This is a genomic window from Desulfuromonas acetoxidans DSM 684, assembly GCF_000167355.1.
GTDB lineage: Bacteria > Desulfobacterota > Desulfuromonadia > Desulfuromonadales > Desulfuromonadaceae > Desulfuromonas > Desulfuromonas acetoxidans.
In genome coordinates this window covers 21,039-37,821 of record NZ_AAEW02000023.1, presented here as the reverse complement: position 1 = coordinate 37,821, position 16,783 = coordinate 21,039, and the positions used below count along the sequence as shown (strand labels likewise).

General features: G+C 47.7%; 15 protein-coding genes. 8 read left to right on the top strand and 7 right to left on the bottom strand.

Annotation, left to right across the window (positions count from 1 at the left end; genetic code table 11):
• The first annotated feature begins 267 nt into the window (after positions 1-267).
• A complete protein-coding gene (htpG, locus tag DACE_RS14945) occupies positions 268-2,073 on the top strand; it encodes a molecular chaperone HtpG (RefSeq protein ID WP_337442377.1) in 1,806 nt (601 codons plus the stop codon).
• A gap of 105 nt (positions 2,074-2,178) precedes the next feature.
• On the opposite strand, the gene rbr is transcribed toward htpG, so the two are convergent.
• From rbr to DACE_RS14915, 6 genes are all read right to left on the bottom strand, one after another.
• Positions 2,179-2,757 (bottom strand): rubrerythrin, encoded by a 579-nt coding sequence (gene rbr, locus DACE_RS14940; protein WP_006002602.1) that lies wholly within the window; start codon positions 2,755-2,757, stop codon positions 2,179-2,181.
• A 254-nt stretch (positions 2,758-3,011) separates the two neighbouring features.
• Positions 3,012-3,449 (bottom strand): Fur family transcriptional regulator, encoded by a 438-nt coding sequence (locus tag DACE_RS14935; RefSeq protein ID WP_006002600.1) that lies wholly within the window; start codon positions 3,447-3,449, stop codon positions 3,012-3,014.
• A gap of 142 nt (positions 3,450-3,591) precedes the next feature.
• On the bottom strand, positions 3,592-4,356 hold the full coding sequence (locus DACE_RS14930) for a hypothetical protein (protein WP_006002599.1): 765 nt from the start codon (positions 4,354-4,356) through the stop codon (positions 3,592-3,594).
• Positions 4,357-4,454: 98 nt separating this feature from the next.
• Positions 4,455-5,639, bottom strand: a complete 1,185-nt coding sequence (locus DACE_RS14925) for a multidrug effflux MFS transporter (RefSeq protein ID WP_006002597.1) — start codon at positions 5,637-5,639, stop codon at positions 4,455-4,457.
• A 110-nt stretch (positions 5,640-5,749) separates the two neighbouring features.
• Positions 5,750-7,213 (bottom strand): SDR family oxidoreductase, encoded by a 1,464-nt coding sequence (locus DACE_RS14920; protein ID WP_006002595.1) that lies wholly within the window; start codon positions 7,211-7,213, stop codon positions 5,750-5,752.
• A gap of 117 nt (positions 7,214-7,330) precedes the next feature.
• A complete protein-coding gene (locus tag DACE_RS14915; RefSeq protein WP_006002593.1) occupies positions 7,331-7,795 on the bottom strand; it encodes an SRPBCC family protein in 465 nt (154 codons plus the stop codon).
• 208 nt (positions 7,796-8,003) lie between these two features.
• On the opposite strand from DACE_RS14915, the gene DACE_RS14910 reads away from it, so the two are divergent.
• The 7 genes from DACE_RS14910 to DACE_RS14880 all read left to right on the top strand — a co-directional run bounded on the left by DACE_RS14910 (position 8,004) and on the right by DACE_RS14880 (position 15,467).
• Positions 8,004-8,249, top strand: coding sequence for a hypothetical protein (locus DACE_RS14910; RefSeq protein ID WP_006002592.1), 246 nt, complete (start codon positions 8,004-8,006; stop codon positions 8,247-8,249).
• A gap of 360 nt (positions 8,250-8,609) precedes the next feature.
• Complete coding sequence (locus DACE_RS17595) at positions 8,610-9,035, top strand: type IV pilus modification PilV family protein (RefSeq protein WP_006002590.1); 426 nt, start codon at positions 8,610-8,612, stop codon at positions 9,033-9,035.
• 17 nt (positions 9,036-9,052) lie between these two features.
• Positions 9,053-9,919 carry a PilW family protein gene (locus DACE_RS14900; RefSeq protein ID WP_006002588.1) on the top strand — a complete coding sequence of 289 codons (867 nt, stop codon included), beginning with the start codon at positions 9,053-9,055 and terminating at the stop codon, positions 9,917-9,919.
• Between the two features lie 4 nt (positions 9,920-9,923).
• Entirely contained in the window at positions 9,924-10,448 is a 525-nt protein-coding gene (locus DACE_RS14895; protein ID WP_006002586.1) for a pilus assembly PilX family protein, read from the top strand.
• Positions 10,449-10,484: 36 nt separating this feature from the next.
• Complete coding sequence (locus DACE_RS14890; protein WP_006002584.1) at positions 10,485-14,408, top strand: pilus assembly protein; 3,924 nt, start codon at positions 10,485-10,487, stop codon at positions 14,406-14,408.
• A gap of 1 nt (position 14,409) precedes the next feature.
• Positions 14,410-15,024, top strand: coding sequence for a hypothetical protein (locus DACE_RS14885; RefSeq protein ID WP_006002581.1), 615 nt, complete (start codon positions 14,410-14,412; stop codon positions 15,022-15,024).
• Between the two features lie 11 nt (positions 15,025-15,035).
• Positions 15,036-15,467, top strand: coding sequence for a GspH/FimT family pseudopilin (locus DACE_RS14880; RefSeq protein ID WP_006002580.1), 432 nt, complete (start codon positions 15,036-15,038; stop codon positions 15,465-15,467).
• A gap of 147 nt (positions 15,468-15,614) precedes the next feature.
• Here DACE_RS14880 and dinB read toward each other — a convergent pair whose 3' ends face one another.
• On the bottom strand, positions 15,615-16,757 hold the full coding sequence (gene dinB / locus DACE_RS14875) for a DNA polymerase IV (protein WP_006002578.1): 1,143 nt from the start codon (positions 16,755-16,757) through the stop codon (positions 15,615-15,617).
• Between the last annotated feature and the right edge of the window lie 26 nt (positions 16,758-16,783).

Below are 16,783 nucleotides of genomic sequence, written 5' to 3'. Positions count from 1 at the left end.
CCGGCCGGGGACAAAGAATATGAAGTTGTCGAGGTTGCCTACGTTGCAATGGATTGAATGCCTTTTGACATTTCTCTTAAAAAACCTGTCGGGCAACGGTTGACTTTGTTCTGGTGGGTACTTATCTTCAGTGCCGTTAATTCTTTTATTTCCAACCAGGAGGTTTACGTTCCATGTCGGATAACAAACACACCTTTAAGGCCGAGGTGAATAAAGTCCTCGACCTGATGATCCATTCGCTGTACTCCAACAAAGAGATTTTCCTGCGTGAGCTCATTTCCAACGGCCTCTGATGCCATTGACAAGGCGCGTTATGAGTCGCTGACCGATGCATCTATTGCCGAAGGTGGTGACGAATGGAAAGTTGAGCTGATTGCCGATAAAGAGGCCGGTACACTGACCATTCGCGACAACGGCATCGGCATGACTCGTGATGAGGCGGTTGAGGCTCTGGGCACCATTGCTCATTCCGGCACCAAAGAGTTTATCAAATTGCTCGAAAGCCGTGAGGTTGAGAATAATCCGGAACTGATCGGTCAGTTTGGTGTTGGGTTCTATTCCTCCTTTATGGTTGCCGACCAGGTCACGGTGATCACCCGCAAAGCTGGGGCTGATGCCAACCATGCCGTGGTGTGGAAGTCGGATGCCGATGGCACTTACACTCTGGAAGACGGGGAAAAGGACGGCAAAGGCACCGACGTGATCCTCAAGCTCAAGGAAGACGAGACCTCGTATCTCGAAGAGTGGGAACTGCGTAAAATCGTCAAGCAGTACTCCGACTTCATTGAGTATCCCATTGTCATGGAAGTGACCCGGACCACACCGGATCCGGAAGACGAAGAAAAATCCGTCACCGAAACCAAAGAAGAGACCCTGAACTCGCAAAAAGCCATCTGGCTGAAAAGTAAGGATGAGATCAGCGACGAAGAGTACAATGAGTTTTACAAGCACCTTTCTCATGATTTTACCGATCCGGCCAAGGTGATTCACTACCGGGCAGAAGGAACTACCGAGTTTTCCGCGTTGTTATACCTGCCGGAAAAACGTCCCTACGATATTTTCTATCAAGATTACAAAATCGGTCCGGCCTTGTATGTACGCCGGGTGCAGATTATGGATCACTGTGAAGCGATGTTGCCCACCTATCTGCGCTTTGTCAAAGGTGTGGTCGAGTCGTCAGATCTGCCGCTGAATGTCAGCCGTGAGATGCTTCAGGAGAACAAGGTGGTCAATGTCATCAAGAAAAACCTGATCAAAAAGGTTCTTGATACCTTGGGTCAAATGAAGAAGAACGACCTGGAAGCTTACGAGAAATTCTACGCCGAGTTCGGCCGAATCCTCAAAGAGGGCATTCATCACGACTTTGAGCGTAAGGAGACCATTGCCGACCTGTTGCTGTTTGAATCCACCACAACGGAGCCGGGTAAAACCACCACTCTGGCCGATTACATTGAGCGGATGGGCGAGGATCAGAAGGAAATCTATTACATTACCGGCAGTGACCGGGCCAGTGCCGAAGCGTCTCCCTACCTTGAAGTGTTCAAGGAGAAGGGCCTTGAAGTTCTGATCATGACCGACGATTTTGACGACATCATCATCTCCGGTCTCGGTTCCTACCAGGAAAAACCGTTCCAGTCGGCTATCAAGGGCGATCTCGATCTTGGAGAAACCGACAAAGAAGAGCAGAAAAAGACGTTTGGCGATCTGCTTGAACTGATGAAAGAGGAACTGAAGGATGTTGTTTCCGATGTTCGTATTTCAGGACGCCTGAAGGATTCAGCAGTATGTCTGGTTGCCGGTGAGCATGACCTTGATCCGAAAATGGCTAAAATGTTTGAAGCCATGGGCCAGGATGTGCCGCAAGGTCAACGGGTTCTCGAAGTGAACCCCGGCCATGATCTGATTGGGCGCATGAAGGAAGCGTTTGCTGAAAACAGTGGCAGCGAACAACTTAAAGAGTATGTTGGTCTGCTCTATGACCAAGCCCTGTTGCTCGAAGGAGATAAGCCCCGTGATCCGGTGGCCTTTTCCCGAGCCTTGTCCAAGTTGATGGCTCAAGGTGTTTCGATGTAATGATTGAGGCTTTTTAAAAAGGCTCAATAGACAAATGATAGAGACACAAAAAAACCGGCCCCATGGCCGGTTTTTTTGTGCTTAATCAATGGGAGTATCGACCGTTTACCAGTTTTCCCCCAGCAGTTCAAAGTGCGCCTGAGGATGGATACAGGCCGGGCACAAATGGGGAGCTTCGGTACCTTCGTGGAGATAGCCACAGTTACGGCAGCGCCAGACCACGCTTTCACCGCGTTTGAACACTTGGCCGCTTTCCAGATTGGCCAGCAGGTCGCGATAACGTTTTTCATGTTGCTTCTCGGCAACGCAGATGGCGCGATAAGCGGCAGCAATTTCCGGAAACCCTTCTTGTTGGGCAACATCGGCAAAGGCGGGATAGAGTTCAGTATGTTCCTCGTTTTCACCCGTTGCAGCGGCCAGCAGATTTTCTGCTGTGGTGCCCATACGTCCGGCAGGATACATGGCGGTGATTTCAAGATCGCCACCTTCGAGGAATTTAAAGAAACGCTTGGCGTGTTCCTTTTCCTGATCTGCTGTTTCGGCAAAGACATCGGAAATCTGAACAAAGCCCTCTTTTTTGGCAATGCTGGAGAAATAGGTGTAGCGAGTGCGAGCTTGGCTCTCACCAGCGAAGGATTTCAGAAGGTTTTTTTCAGTATCCGTTCCTTTGACGCTTTTCGACATGATGTTCTCCTTGTGGTTTAAGTGGGTATTATCGCCATAATGGCTGCTTGTTGATGGTCTCCTCTTTTTGGGTGTACTGAAACACAGAGGATGTAGAAACGACCTGACTATTCTATGGTCACGTTGGATTTAGATAAGAAGTCCACATATAAACGAACTTAGCATGGCTTAAAAGTGCAAAGAAATGCTATTAGGTCCAGTTAATAATGTTCGCCAAGTCGTGCGCTGATGTGTGCTTTTATCGCGAATAAATGCTAATGGGTCGACTGACAGTCACGGCAGATACCGTGAAGAATAAGACTGCGTCTTTCAACATGTCCCCAATTGCTCAGTTCTTCCGGTAATTCGGATTCATCTACCACCGGCCAGTCAAAATCGACAATCCGGCCACAACGCGCACAGATAACATGGTGGTGCTTGCTCAGGTCTGCTTCAAAATGGGCCTGACTTTCTGTGGTATCGACTTTATGGATCAATCCATGTTCGGCCAGGGTGCCCAAAGTGCGGTAGACCGTATCAAGGGACAGGGTTGGCATTCGCTTTAACAGACGTTTGTGTAAGGTTTCTGCTGTCGGATGGTCTTTTGCCTTGGACAGTTCTTTGTAAATTTCAATGCGTTGTGGTGTGACGCGCAGATTTTTTTGGCGACAGGCCATTTCAAACGACTTGTTTTTTTCAGAGTGATGTAACATTGCAACTCCGCAAGTAGGAATAATTACGGATAAGCTTACTGTTTTAACGCGCAATGTCAAGGTAAAAACTCATTCAGCCAGCGCTGAATCGGCCGTGGTGCATCAGGCACCGTTCATCGAACCATGAACGGTGCCTGACCGGTTATTTGGCAGAAAAGCCGCTGTAAGTAACACCATGATTATTCTGATGGTCTTCAGAGGCGCTGAAGATGACGCGATAGATGTCAGCATCTTTAACGGTCCAAGAGGTGCTGAATTCACCGGTTTTTCCATTAAAGGGCAGATCTATCTGCCATGATTTTCCGGCATCATTGATGATGTAAGCAGCGACGGAAAACGTGTCACTTGGCCACAGGCTGTCTTTTTCAATCGGGCAACCGCACATCATAGTAACGAATGCTTTAAGTTGGATGGTTTCGCCGACCTCGACTTTCTGATTCGGCAAAGGAGCCTGAGCTTGAACCACCAAACCGTAGAACTCAAAGACAATGCCATCCTGGTCTAAGTGGTGACCTGGAATCAGCCAGACCGTTTTGCTTTGCGTGCTGGCGACTGTGCCGGCGACCAGCGGTCCTGCAACGGTAATTTCAATCTGAGTCGGTTCATCGATATCCAATGAGGTGGTAAACGCCGCTGCACCTCCTTCGCTGATCTGCTGGTTTCTGGAAACAGGTGTGGTAAGCAGAATATCCGTGTTGCCGGTTCCACCTGTAATCAGACCCTGATCAAGAAGCTGGTTGGTGAGGGTGTCGCGAATGGTGACGGCAACGCCCCCCATAGAGGTGCCGATAAATTTTGCGTCGTGCGCCTTCGCCCGGATTGTGACCTGGGTTTCAACTGCCCACAGAGAGGTGGTGATGAAGGATGTAACGATTAAGCACAGCGTAAAAATTTTAAAGAAACGCATGATCTCTTCCTTTCGATTGGTTAGCAACCGCTTATGGTATGAATCTTTTTTTAACCATAGCACGCGAAAGAATTTTTTCATGATTGAACTGAGTGGCATCAATGAATTGGATTGAGGTGTGGGGCAATACGAGCCCACAGAATCAGGACCAGAATCGACACAATCGTGGTCAGGCTACCATAGACCAGCACTGGGTAGCTCCACTGCAGCGTGACAAAGGCCATGCACAAGGCGCCGGAAATAAATTGGTAAAACACCAGAAATGAGGACGCAGATCCAACATCGGTTTTTACCAAACCGAGAATCATGTTGCCGCTGATTGGACGGCTGATACCGGTGCAAAAGGAGAAAAACGCCATGAAGACAAAGAAATAGAGGAAATGTTGAGACCCCAGTACCATGAGGCCAATTCCGGCGATCACACAGCCGTAAATCGACACTGTGATCACGGTTTTGTCACTAACCCATTTGACAATAAACGATGAAGAGAAAGCACCGCACATTGACGAAAGAGCGTTAAGACCAAACAGCAGGCTGAACATTTTTTCAGACAGGCCGTGAATGGTAATGTAGTAGATGGGAGAAAAGGCGATAAAGCCATAAAAAGGCAACACCAGAATACCCATACTGATACTGGCAAACATAAACTCTTTATTCCGGAAATGAACCGTGTAACGGGTCATCAACCGTTTGAGACTGATATTCAGTGGGTCAGCAAGAGACTCCTTAAAGGCAAAGGTCACGAGCAGGGTGATGCTGACCATGACACCCTGCATCACAAAGATAAAGCGCCAGTTGAAAAATTCCAGCAGCATGGCGCCGATAATTGGAGCCACCATGGGCGCTACGGCGACAATTGTCATAACATAGGCGATGGCCTGATGACGCTCTTTTCCAGTAAATCGGTCGCGAATGATGGCAAGAACAATCGCTGCCGGAGCCCCGGCACCCAAGCCCTGGAAAATCCGAAACAGAATAAGCATTTGCGCGGAACCCGCGCCGGCACATAGAAAAGATGTCACAACAAACAGGGAAAGCCCCCAGAGCAAGAGCGGCTTACGGCCATATTTATCCGACAATGAGCCGGAAATGAGAATGGACACACTGAAGGACGCAAACCATAACACGAGCGTCAGGTTGATCAGATCCTTGCCAACTCCCCAGGACGAAGCGATCTCAGGCAGGGCGGCCAGGTACATGTCTGTTGACAGGGGTGGTGTCGCTGCCAGCAAGGCAAGATAGGTAATGTAGAGCGCTTTATGCTGTTCAATCGAAGGTTTCATAGTGGCAGCTTTTATCAGATATGGAAAATAATAACAAGCAGGGTTTTTTGTGGGAGCGCGTATATAAGTGTTTGTGCGCTGTTTTGAACGCGATAATTTATCGTACGTTGTTACACGACGTCTGATGACGATTTCTTCTGTCGAGCCTGTTCGATGATAAGACGCCCCAGACTGCGGAAGACAAAGAAATGAAACGGCATGACACTGTACCAATACAGTCGTCCCCAGAGTCCTTCCGGATAAAAATAGGCCGTTTGAATCAGTTTGTCATCATCCATCACAAATTCCAGCCAACCTTTTCCTGGAAGTTTCATCTGCGCGACCAGCAGCAGTCGTTTGTCCGCTTCAATGTCGACCACTTTCCAGAAATCCAAGGCATCGCCAACCCGGAGAGCTTCTGGTTGTCGACGGCCTCGGCTCAGCCCGACTCCACCGAAAATTTTATCGATCAGGCCACGTATATGCCAGAGTGGATCGTAGGCGCCCCATCCGTTGCTACCGCCAATGGAACAAAAGCTTTCAAACACCTCGTGTTGCAGAGCCGGTTCAAAATAAAAGACCCGTCTGTCGCGCAGGACAGCCTTATTGATGGATTCTTTTCCCGAGATATCACAGGTTCCCTCTGCGCTGCTGTCACACCAGCGACTGAGCACTTGATTGTCCTCCATTTCCTGAAGCGCTCGTTGAAAGGCATCATCCAGCGCAACAGGATGAAGGGTGGGAAAATAGCGCTGAGCGTTATCGTTGCGTGCCAGTGTTTCCGATTTCAAGCCTTCAATCAACGCAGAAGCCACACTGTGTGGTACCGGCGTAAGCAAGGTCAGCCAGTAGGACGACAAGCGGGGACTGAGCAGAGGAACACAGATCAGATGACGCTGCAAGCCCATACTGTCTGCGGCTTGTTCCATTAGGCCACGAAAGTCAGTGGCCTGGGTGCCGATATCAATTTGCACATTGCCCTGAATCTCTACCGAGATGGCCTGTTCAAGATAAGAGAGTACGTCATCAACGGCAATCGGCTGGGTCTTGGTGGTGACCCAGCGCGGAGTTAACATGATGGGTAATTTTTGGGTCAGGTGATGGATGATCTCAAAACTGGCGCTGCCGGCACCAATGATTACTCCGGCACGAAACCACAGAGTCTGGATTTTTTCAGGCTCAGAACTGAGGACTTCTCCTGTTTCAATTCGGCTGAGCAGGTGTTCGCTGGCCGTCTCTTTATCTCCCAAACCACCCAGGTAAATAATCCGCTTAACCCCGGCACGAATACAGGCTTGGCGAAAATTGTCCGCACTTAACCGATCCCGCTCGGCGTAATCATGACCGCCGGCCATGGAATGGATCAGGTAAAATGCCACATCAACATCGGCCAGCGCCTGGTCAAGAGACGCTGTATTAAATGTATCTCCTTGAAGAACAGCCAGTTTTTTACGTACGTCAGGGCGAAGTTTATCAGGATTGCGCACCAGCAATCGCAGACTGAGTTCGCGTTGCTTCAATAGGCGGTCTTTAAGACGACGCCCAATGTAACCAGTGGCTCCGGTAATGAGTACAGTCCGCGGTTGCTGTGACATGGAGCCTCTCCTTTTTGCAGGATGTTGAAAACGTTCCATCCGGGGGCAAACACTTGAAACAACTGTCCTTGAGTTTAGTCGCTCATTCCCGAGTTGCACAACTTGTTCGACAGCCCCTCAAATATCATTGCCGGGAAACAGACGACTCAATGTCTGTGCCCGATAGTCAAAAATCTGCTGGAGCTTTTTTGCGACCAGACTCTGAGCCCATTGTCCAAATATACCGAATGGTAACTGATAATGCACGATGTCCGTCATTAATATCCCGGTGGCCGCTTGTTCAAAATGGTGCTGATGATGCCAGAATCGATAGGGTCCGCTACGTTGCTCATCGACAAAAAAGAATGGGGGCTCAACATGTGTAATTTCAGTCAGCCAGTGGCAACTGAAGTTTTTTAGAGGCGTGACACGGTATTCAATCAGCTGCCCTGCATAGGTTGATTCGGCCGGATGCGAACACATTGTCAGGTTAAGCCAGTCGGGTGTAATCGAGGGCAGGTTTTGAGGGTTTGAAAAGAAATGCCAACAGGCCTCAATTGTCAGCGGTAGATTTTGTTGTCTTTTCAGGATGTAGGTTTTCATTTTTTCACCACTATTTGATTTCTGTCCGTTTCACTGTCGCTGCTAGTAGCTTTTTCTAGTGTAAGTCTTGCTTCGTTTTTGTCTAGGACAAAAACGAAAATACATGTAATAGTTTACGTTATTTACTCGACAATAAATATTTTTTACTGCATGCAATTATTGCATTGTTTGCGGGTGGTTGTTTTTAATCCCATGAGTGGAGGACGAAATGGCATGGCAACGTGAAAAGTATCAGGAAACACTGGAAGGTTTGAGCGGTTTTTTTGAAGAACGTCTGGAACAAGACCCTCAAGGAACCTTGCAACAGGTTGAAGGGGAGTTGAAAGCCTTATATATCCGCCTGGATCAGGATTGGACAGGCCGCGGACCGGTCGGCGACACAGTGCAGACCGCAACAATTGCCGCTCTGGAGCGTGTGCGAGCACGGTGCCTGACCCGAATCGTTTCAAGGTGATCATCGTGATTGTTTTGCATATTCTGTGTTGTAGGTGACCTCGGTTTGAGTTTTTTTCGACAATAGCGTCTGTCTATTCGACATTTTTGTCGAATAGACAGACGCTATAAAAATGCCTTATCCATCATTCCTTTCTACGTTTCTGTCTCTTGAGTTGATCGCGCTCGACAAGAGATTGTTTTAATGAATAAGTTTTCCCCATAAATACTGCTCAGTTGCACAATCTGATTTTAAATCTTTTTTTGCGAAGATCTAAGGTGATTGATGCTTGGTCCGAGTTGCGACGTGTGTGGCATCTAATGGAATATTTTTTGCAAAATTTGAGTAAAAGGCCTCATCTCGTGAACTTAGGAGTGCGATATGCCATGTAAAACGACATCAAATAAGGAAGCAGGATTCAGTTTGATTGAGCTGCTCGTCGCTTTAACTGTTTTTGCCATTGGCTTGCTGGCGTTGGCGGGAATGCAAATTACGGCTATACAGGGCAATTCCTCTGCACACAGTTTAACCGCTTTAACCTCTTTAGCGGACGGCTTGATTGAAGAACTGTGGTCGCGTAATGGTGATAGTGATTTGTTGGTGGTGGCGACGGGAACTGTTGATTGGCCAACTGATTTTGATGCACCTGGAACGGCTCAGGAATGGACGATTGATGGAGCTGGTGATTGCACGGCAACATATCAAATTACTCCAAATTCTCCTATCGCCGGAGTCACCAGTATTGAGATAAATGTTCAATCTCCAGGCCGGAGTTTGTCCAAAACAGTTCTTAAAAGAACGTATTGACCAGCAGGGAGAGGCGGATGAAAAAACTACAGAATGATCAAGGTTTCTCATTGATCGAATTGCTGATGGTTGCGGTGATCCTCGGTTTGGTCATGACCGCAGTTTATAGCCTATATCTCAATTCCCAGAAAAACGCCTACCAGTCTGAAGAGATTGTGGATGCCCAACAGAATTTGCGGATAGCTATGGACACAATGATTACGGACATCCGTATGTCTGGTTTCTTAACCTCTTCTGCGCTCAATGCTGTGACCTCGGCTCCGACTTCTTTGGCAGGAGGTGCAACATTTACTCTTTCCGCACCTGTTTCATCTGGGATTTATTCCCGCTCTGTTGGAGATGTCTCAGTGAATAATGGGTCGACAGGTGTTGTGGAAGTCGACTCATTGATGGGAGCAAGTTTCGTCGAAGCTGACCCTGTTACCACGTTGATTATTGACCCGGTAACTCTTAACCAACGTGGAGAGTTGATTGTAACAAGTGTTGATGGTGATGATGATGAAAATCTCAACGTCAAAAATGAATCTGGTGCGAGTATAACCGTATCTAATCGAGATCTCTTATTACGAAGAGCTCCTGATGATGATAGTTACCCTGTAAGCATTGCTTATACTCTTGTGGACGACCCCGATAGTGACGATGCTGGACTCATGTTGTTGCAGCGAAGTGTCAATGGAAACACTGCCGCAACTGTTGCGGCCAGTATTACTTCAGTGGAATTGGCTTATTTGAACGGAGATGGGGAGGATAGTTCCGCTGCTCTTGACGAAATAACAGCAGTTTCACTCACAATTACAAGCAAAACTGAGGACAATAAAATTGCCGGCGATAAAAGCAGGCAGCTTAGAACCATTGTTAAAATTCGCAATATTGCAGGAGTCTAATATTATGTCTTCTCTAAAAAAGTTGATTGCCGCACAGGTGAATAATGAACGAGGTATCGCTCTTATTTTAACGATGTCGATGCTGGTGATTTTGACACTGCTTGGGGTGATGGTTTTGAATTCAACTGATACAGAACTGGCGATTACGTCGAATTATCGTATTTCAAGCGATGCGTTTACTGCGGCTGAAATGGCTTCAGAATATGCATCACAACAGGTTGTTAATACGCTTACGCCGGTTACGAATCTGGAAGATGATACGGCTCTCGCCGCCGTATTGCCCGCTGGGGTTGAATTATCTGGCACTGCTCGCAATGAAGTTGTCGCTTATACCGGAATGATTCCCTCTGCCATGATGGAATCAACGAGCACTGATGCCTATCAGAATAATATTTTTCGTACTGGAGCGACTGAAGAGGCTTCCGGAGAGGCTGCGTATTATCGTATTGCGGTAGAAAGCAATGCCCATGACCGCAGTTCTGCAAGAATTGAAAAACTCTTTGTTCACCGAGGTGGGCATGTCTATTAATCGCATGTTCACTCATGCCCTAGGAGGGTTGGGACGATGAAATTTAAAAATACATTAGGGCTGATGGTTCTGCTTGTTGTTTGTGTCGTTCAAGGTGCATGGGCTGTGCCGGACTATTATGAAGGTGATTCCGCAGTCTATATCGGTAGTGCTGCTTCTGGTGTGCGTCCCAACATTTTATTCATCATTGACAACAGTGGTGCTATGAAATCTTTGGGTAGTGTGGAGCCATACGATCCTTCTACGGATTATTCGACTCAGTTAGATGATACGGCAACGAATTATCCCCGTTTCCATGTTTATTTGCGCAATGTTGCCAATGAAAACACGACAAACTATCAAAGCACTAAATTTGATGTCGACGATATTGTCTGTGATGCGATAACCGATGTATCAGGAACTCTAGATGAGGATTATTATACCTATACGGGTGCCGAATTATTCGACAATTACAATGAGGACTTCACAGGGAATGGTTATGACGATGTAACCACCAATCAGCATCCACGCTATGCGTTAGAGCAAAATGGGTTTTGGTACGGTGCTTTGGACACCAAGGGGAAATGCCCGAGTAATGACAATCAATGGGAAAATTATTTTACCGGTAACTATCTTAATTATCTTCAAGCGAGTGCTATCACCTATACGTGGAGTCAATGGCTCGGTCTTGATCCCGATACCGAGCAACTAGGGGCTGTCGTTAATCCCAGTGGGACGTATATCTTGGATCCTTCTGATGATGACTACTATGACGTTGATGCCGGAAAGTGGGTGGATCCCAGTGGTGATAATAGTGAAGAAGAACTGGAGCTCCTTTTCAAATGTACCGATATTGAGGACGGTGCCTCGCCAAGCACAGAGCCTGATTGGACTGTCGGCTCCGATGGCTATTTCCCCGGAGCCGGAACGACGGTTATTCACGAGGGTGTGACTTGGACCTCCCTCGGCTCCGTTATGGATATGGTTCAATATCAGCTTGAAGAAGTGATTTTCGAACAGGTCTACGAAAAAGCCAACATGGGCATTATGACGTTTGGTGATAATAATCATGGCGGTCAGGTTGTTGTGCCTATTACTGAAATTGACGATGTGCAATCGGAAGATTATAAAAAACTGGTTGCCGGTTTATCAGAGCTTGATGATCTGGTTAATGGTAACACCCAGCCCGTCAACGAATCCTTCTGGGATGCCTACGAGTACTGGATCGGCAATGCCGGAAGTGTGGCCGAAGGCATTTCCAGCGACAATGTTGCCTACCCGAGCCCGATTGAATACTGGTGTCAGACCAACCATATCGTTTTGCTGACCACAGGCAGCAATGGGGATAGTTCCCAGACAAAAACATTAATACCAAAATATGCCGGCTATTCCGCCGATCTCGATGAAGATGGTGAAGAGGGCGAAGTTGGTGACCTGGCAAAATTGATGTATGAACATTTGCCATTAGATATTGACGGCTATACGCCTCATGTTCAAACACATGTGATTCAGCTGATGACTGAAGAGGTGGATCTGCTGAGAAAAGCCGCCGCAGTCGGGCAGGGGCAATACCATATCATCAAGAATCCCGATGAATTAATCGACGCTTTGTTGCGTATTATTGGCGGTATTCTCGAAGCGAACTCTTCCTTTGTGGCTCCGGTTGTTCCGGCAAGTCCTGATAATCGGGCCTATAGTGGACAAAGAATTTACTTGGGTTTTTTCAAGCCGATGAATGAAGAACCCTGGTATGGAAACTTAAAAAAATTCGGTCTTGGTACCGATAGTCGAATTAAAGGTTTTGACAGCTCCGACAATGAAATTGATGCCACTTATCTCTATCCAGATGATACTGACGATCCAAGTTTAGATGGCTATTTTCTTGTTGATGCTGATGGTAATCCTGCTGTTCGATCTTATTGGGGCAGTAGTTATGATGGTGGTGAAGTTAATCAAGGTGGCGTTGGGCAAAAACTTCTCGATCGAGTCACTTCGCGTAAAATTTATACGAGATTGGTCAGCGACGATCTGAATGCCAGTGGTAATGCGTTCTCAACCAGTAATGGAGATTTAACTTACACTGATTTGGGGGTTGAAGATGAAGCTGAAAAAGATAGTCTGATCAACTTCATTCATGGTTATGACGCCTATGAGCTGTATTCGGACGATACAACAGCAAAAAGAGCGTGGATTATGGGTGATGTTATGCACTCAAAACCGGTGGTTTTAAACTATTCCGCTTATACGGTTTCTGATGCTAATGAGGCAGATCCTGATGTGAATAACGCATATATTTTCGTTGGTGGTAACGATGGCATGCTGCATGCCTTCAGAGATGCCACCGGTGAAGAAGCCTGGGCCTTCATCCCACCGGATTTACTGCCCAATTTGCAATATGCATCGGCGACGGACCGACATGTTTATTATGTCGATAGTTCTCCTGTTATCTATGTGTATGATAAAGATGGAGACGGTACAATTCTTCCCGTAGATATGGCAGACAGTGGCGGCGATGGTGATGACCGGGCTATTCTGTTGTGCTCCACTCGCCGTGGTGGTGGAACCAGTACGTTGACACAACCTGTTGATCCTTCCACAGATCCTCCACCATCACGTGGATCCTATTTTGCGCTGGATATTACTGATCCCGAAGATCCGCAGTTTTTGTGGCAAATTAACAGCGAAGATGATGGTTTTGAAGAACTGAGCCAGACATGGAGTTTGCCGAGACTGAGCCGTATGAAAATTGGTTCGGAGGAAAAAGTTGTCGCGTTCTTTGGCGCTGGATACGATACCAACGAAGATCTGCGTTTCGGTAACACACAATCATTTCCAGATACGACCACAGAAGCAACGGTGACATCTGATGGCGATGAAGGCGCGGAAGATGCCACAAGTACTGGAACTTCTGTTGCTTTTTCACCACGAGGAAGAGGTCTGTTTGCAATTGAAGTGGCAACGCTGGATAGTACCGATGGAAGTCCTAATTTAACGGATAGCGGTTCCTTGTTGTGGAGCTATACATTCGATGACTCCTCAAGTATGCAATCGAAAATGACTTTTAGCGTGCCAAGTGATCTCTTGTTGGTCGACAGAAACAGCGACGGTTATCTTGATCGCATCTATCTGGTTGATACTGGAGCACAGTTGTGGCGTTTTAATGTCGCGGATAGTGATACCGGTGAATGGGATGGAACGCGTATCTTTAAATCAAACATCAGTACGGCTGATGATGGGCGAAAGGTTTTCTTCAAACCAACAGCAACAGTGAAGGGTGATGACACCTTTGTCTATTTTGGGACAGGTGACCGTGAGCATCCTCTCAATACCGCAGTTCTGGATCGTTTTTACATGGTGCGTGATCGTGAATCTGGTGATAACCACTGGTCTTACGGGTCTGACAGCCCTCTGAATGAGACGAATCTCGTTGATGTAACAGAAAACGAACTTCAGGACTCCAGCGTCAGTGTCGCAGATCAGGCCGCCATCCGCAGTAAGCTGGTCAGCCCGTACACCTACGACGATGGGGCAGGTGAAAAAACCTATTATGGTTGGTATATTAAATTGGATGGGAATGAGGGGGAGAAAGTTCTTGCGTTGCCTAAAGTCGTAAGTAATGTTTTATACTTTACGACTTATACCCCGGCGATTATTGATGAAACAGATGAAGACTTTGATCCATGCCAAGGTGTGTTGGGACCTTCGCGTTTGTATGCTGTTGATGCAATGACAGCTGAAGCGGTTTATAATCTAGATACTAGCAACGATACGATTGATGATGAGACCGGGGAAGCTAAAGATGTCCTTGACCGGGGTGATCGAAGTATGGCTGTTGGTAGTGGAATTGCATCGGAACCACTAATTATCGTTAGTAAAGCTGGCGCGGTATCCGTTATGGTTGGCCGTGGTGGCGGTTTCTTCAACTCGGGATCTGTTGGATCTATTGATCCAGTATTTCCGATTTACTGGATGAAATGGTGATATGCTACGACGATTGCTCATTATAGCTGTTCTAAGTTTGCCGTTTACTGCTATCGCGATGGAAGAGCGTAGCCCAGTGGTTCAACTACGTTATACTCCCGCTCCAGTTAATGTTTTGAGTGGGATTACCGTTGAACCCGTTGTTCAGGATGATTTGATTGATGAAGTTAGTTTTAGCTATCGCTGGCTGGTTAACGGCGAAGAAATCGACTTTGAGGATAGTCCATTTCTGTCCGGCGATTTTTTTAAACGCGGTGATGAAATTATCGTTGAAGTCAAGGCCTATGGAATAACTGGAGAAGAATATCCTCCGTTTATCCCCAAGCCAATTTATGCCGATAATGCACCGCCGCAGTTTACCAAAGACCCCAAGGCTGAGTATGATGACGATCTTTACCGTGGGCGTGTCTATGCTGAAGATGTCGATGGTGATGAAGTCTCATACCGCCTGATTGAGGGGCCTCAGAACTTTGATTTAGACGCCAACAGTGGCCGATTCCAGTGGCAGCCAGAGGAAAACGAAGGACTGTATCCTGTTAAAATAGAAGCCTTTGATCCATATAATGGTCGCGCTGAACAGATCTTTCAACTTGAGCTTTCAACTGTTCGGCGTTAGAAGGGATGAGCATGAATCAACGTGGTTTTACACTGACAGAGCTGGTTGTCACCATTTCTATTATGGCGATCCTTTTTGCCATTGCGTTGCCAGCAACTCAGGATTGGCGTGAACGTGCTGCCAACAAAGAGGCAGCACGGCAAATGCTGACTTGGCTTCGGCATGCCCGCAGTGAAGCTGTGACGGACAGCCAGATTAAACAGGTGACGTTGAATCTGACAGCAAAAACCTACACTGATTATAATGGTACGGCGCTTGACTTACCCGCAGACGTTGTGGAAGCTCGTAGCCTGACAACAGCAGCCTGGCAAGGGACCGGTAGCTTTACAATTACTTTTTTCCCAAAAGGATCCTGCTCTGATACCTTGTTTATTCGTATTGAAAATGACGATAATCTGGTCATTCGCCTCGACTCCACGGCAACAGGGTTGGCGCGTATGTAGCATAAAGAACATACTCATTTGTAAAAAAGGGGTGCTGTTTCAGCATCCCTTTTTATTTCAAACGAAAATCTCTGAGTGCATCTGCACCCATGTCAGCGGCTTGAGACGTCGGCCCGGCTGGTGCCATAAAGACGGGAGGGTGTTCAATCAAGAGTAGACCTTGTGCGGCTGTTCAATGTGGTTTGATGGAGCGATTGTTGAAGAGTGACCAGGAAAAGGCAGGGGCAGTTGGCCACAGGGATCACTGGTATGCCCAGAGACCAGATTGGATAGGGTCAGACCGAGCAGGCGTACAGCGCGTTCTCCTGCTGCGGAATCCTGTAACAGGGTGGTTGCAATGGCCATCATTTCGTCCGCTGATTTCAGCGGCTGGTCGTTGGTAAAGCTCAGAGTGACCTGCTGGAAGTCTGAGAACTTGATCTTCAGGGTAATGGTGTATGCGGAGGTCTGGTAATGGGCCAAACGTCCTTCGATCTTTTCAGCCAGAGCTGAGAGGATCGTCAGCATTTGGTCTCGATTGCGGATATCTTCAGAAAGGGTGGTTTCATTGCCGATTGATTTGCGCTGGCGGTGAGCGACGACTGGTCGTTCGTCGATGCCGCGGGCAATGCGGTAAAAGAAACGCCCCTGCTTGCCAAACAGACGAATCAATTCGGTCTCTGGATACTTAAGCAGGTCGGCGCCGCATGTGATACCGAGACGGAGCATTTTCTTCTCCGTGACTTTACCAACGCCGAAAAAGCGACGAATGGGCAGTTGCGCGATAAAGTCGCTGGCCTGATCAGGCGTGATCACCGTCAGCCCGGCTGGTTTGTGACAGTCTGAAGCCACTTTTGCGAGAAATTTGTTGTAGGACACGCCGGCCGAAGCGGTCAGCTCGGTTTCGCGGTGAATCCGTTCAAGAATCTCCCGGGCAATCCATGTGGCTGAGTTGGGCTGCCTGTCGCTCATGGTGAGATCGAGAAAGGCTTCATCTAACGATAACGGTTCGATCAAATCGGTGTAGTGCTCAAAAATGGCGCGGATTTGGGAGGAAACCTGCCGATACACCTCCATGCGTGGGCGGACAAATAATGCTTGAGGACAGAGCCGGTAGGCACGTGAAGAGGCCATGGCCGAGTGGATGCCGAATTTGCGCGCTTCATAAGAACAGGTGGCCACAACGCCACGCGAATCCGGTGGTCCGCCAACAATGACCGGCTTGCCGCGTAATTCCGGATGATCACGTTGTTCGACAGAGGCGTAGAATGCATCCATGTCGATATGGATAATTTTGCGCTGTGGTTCCATGGCATGATGATAAGACAAATGTGGGG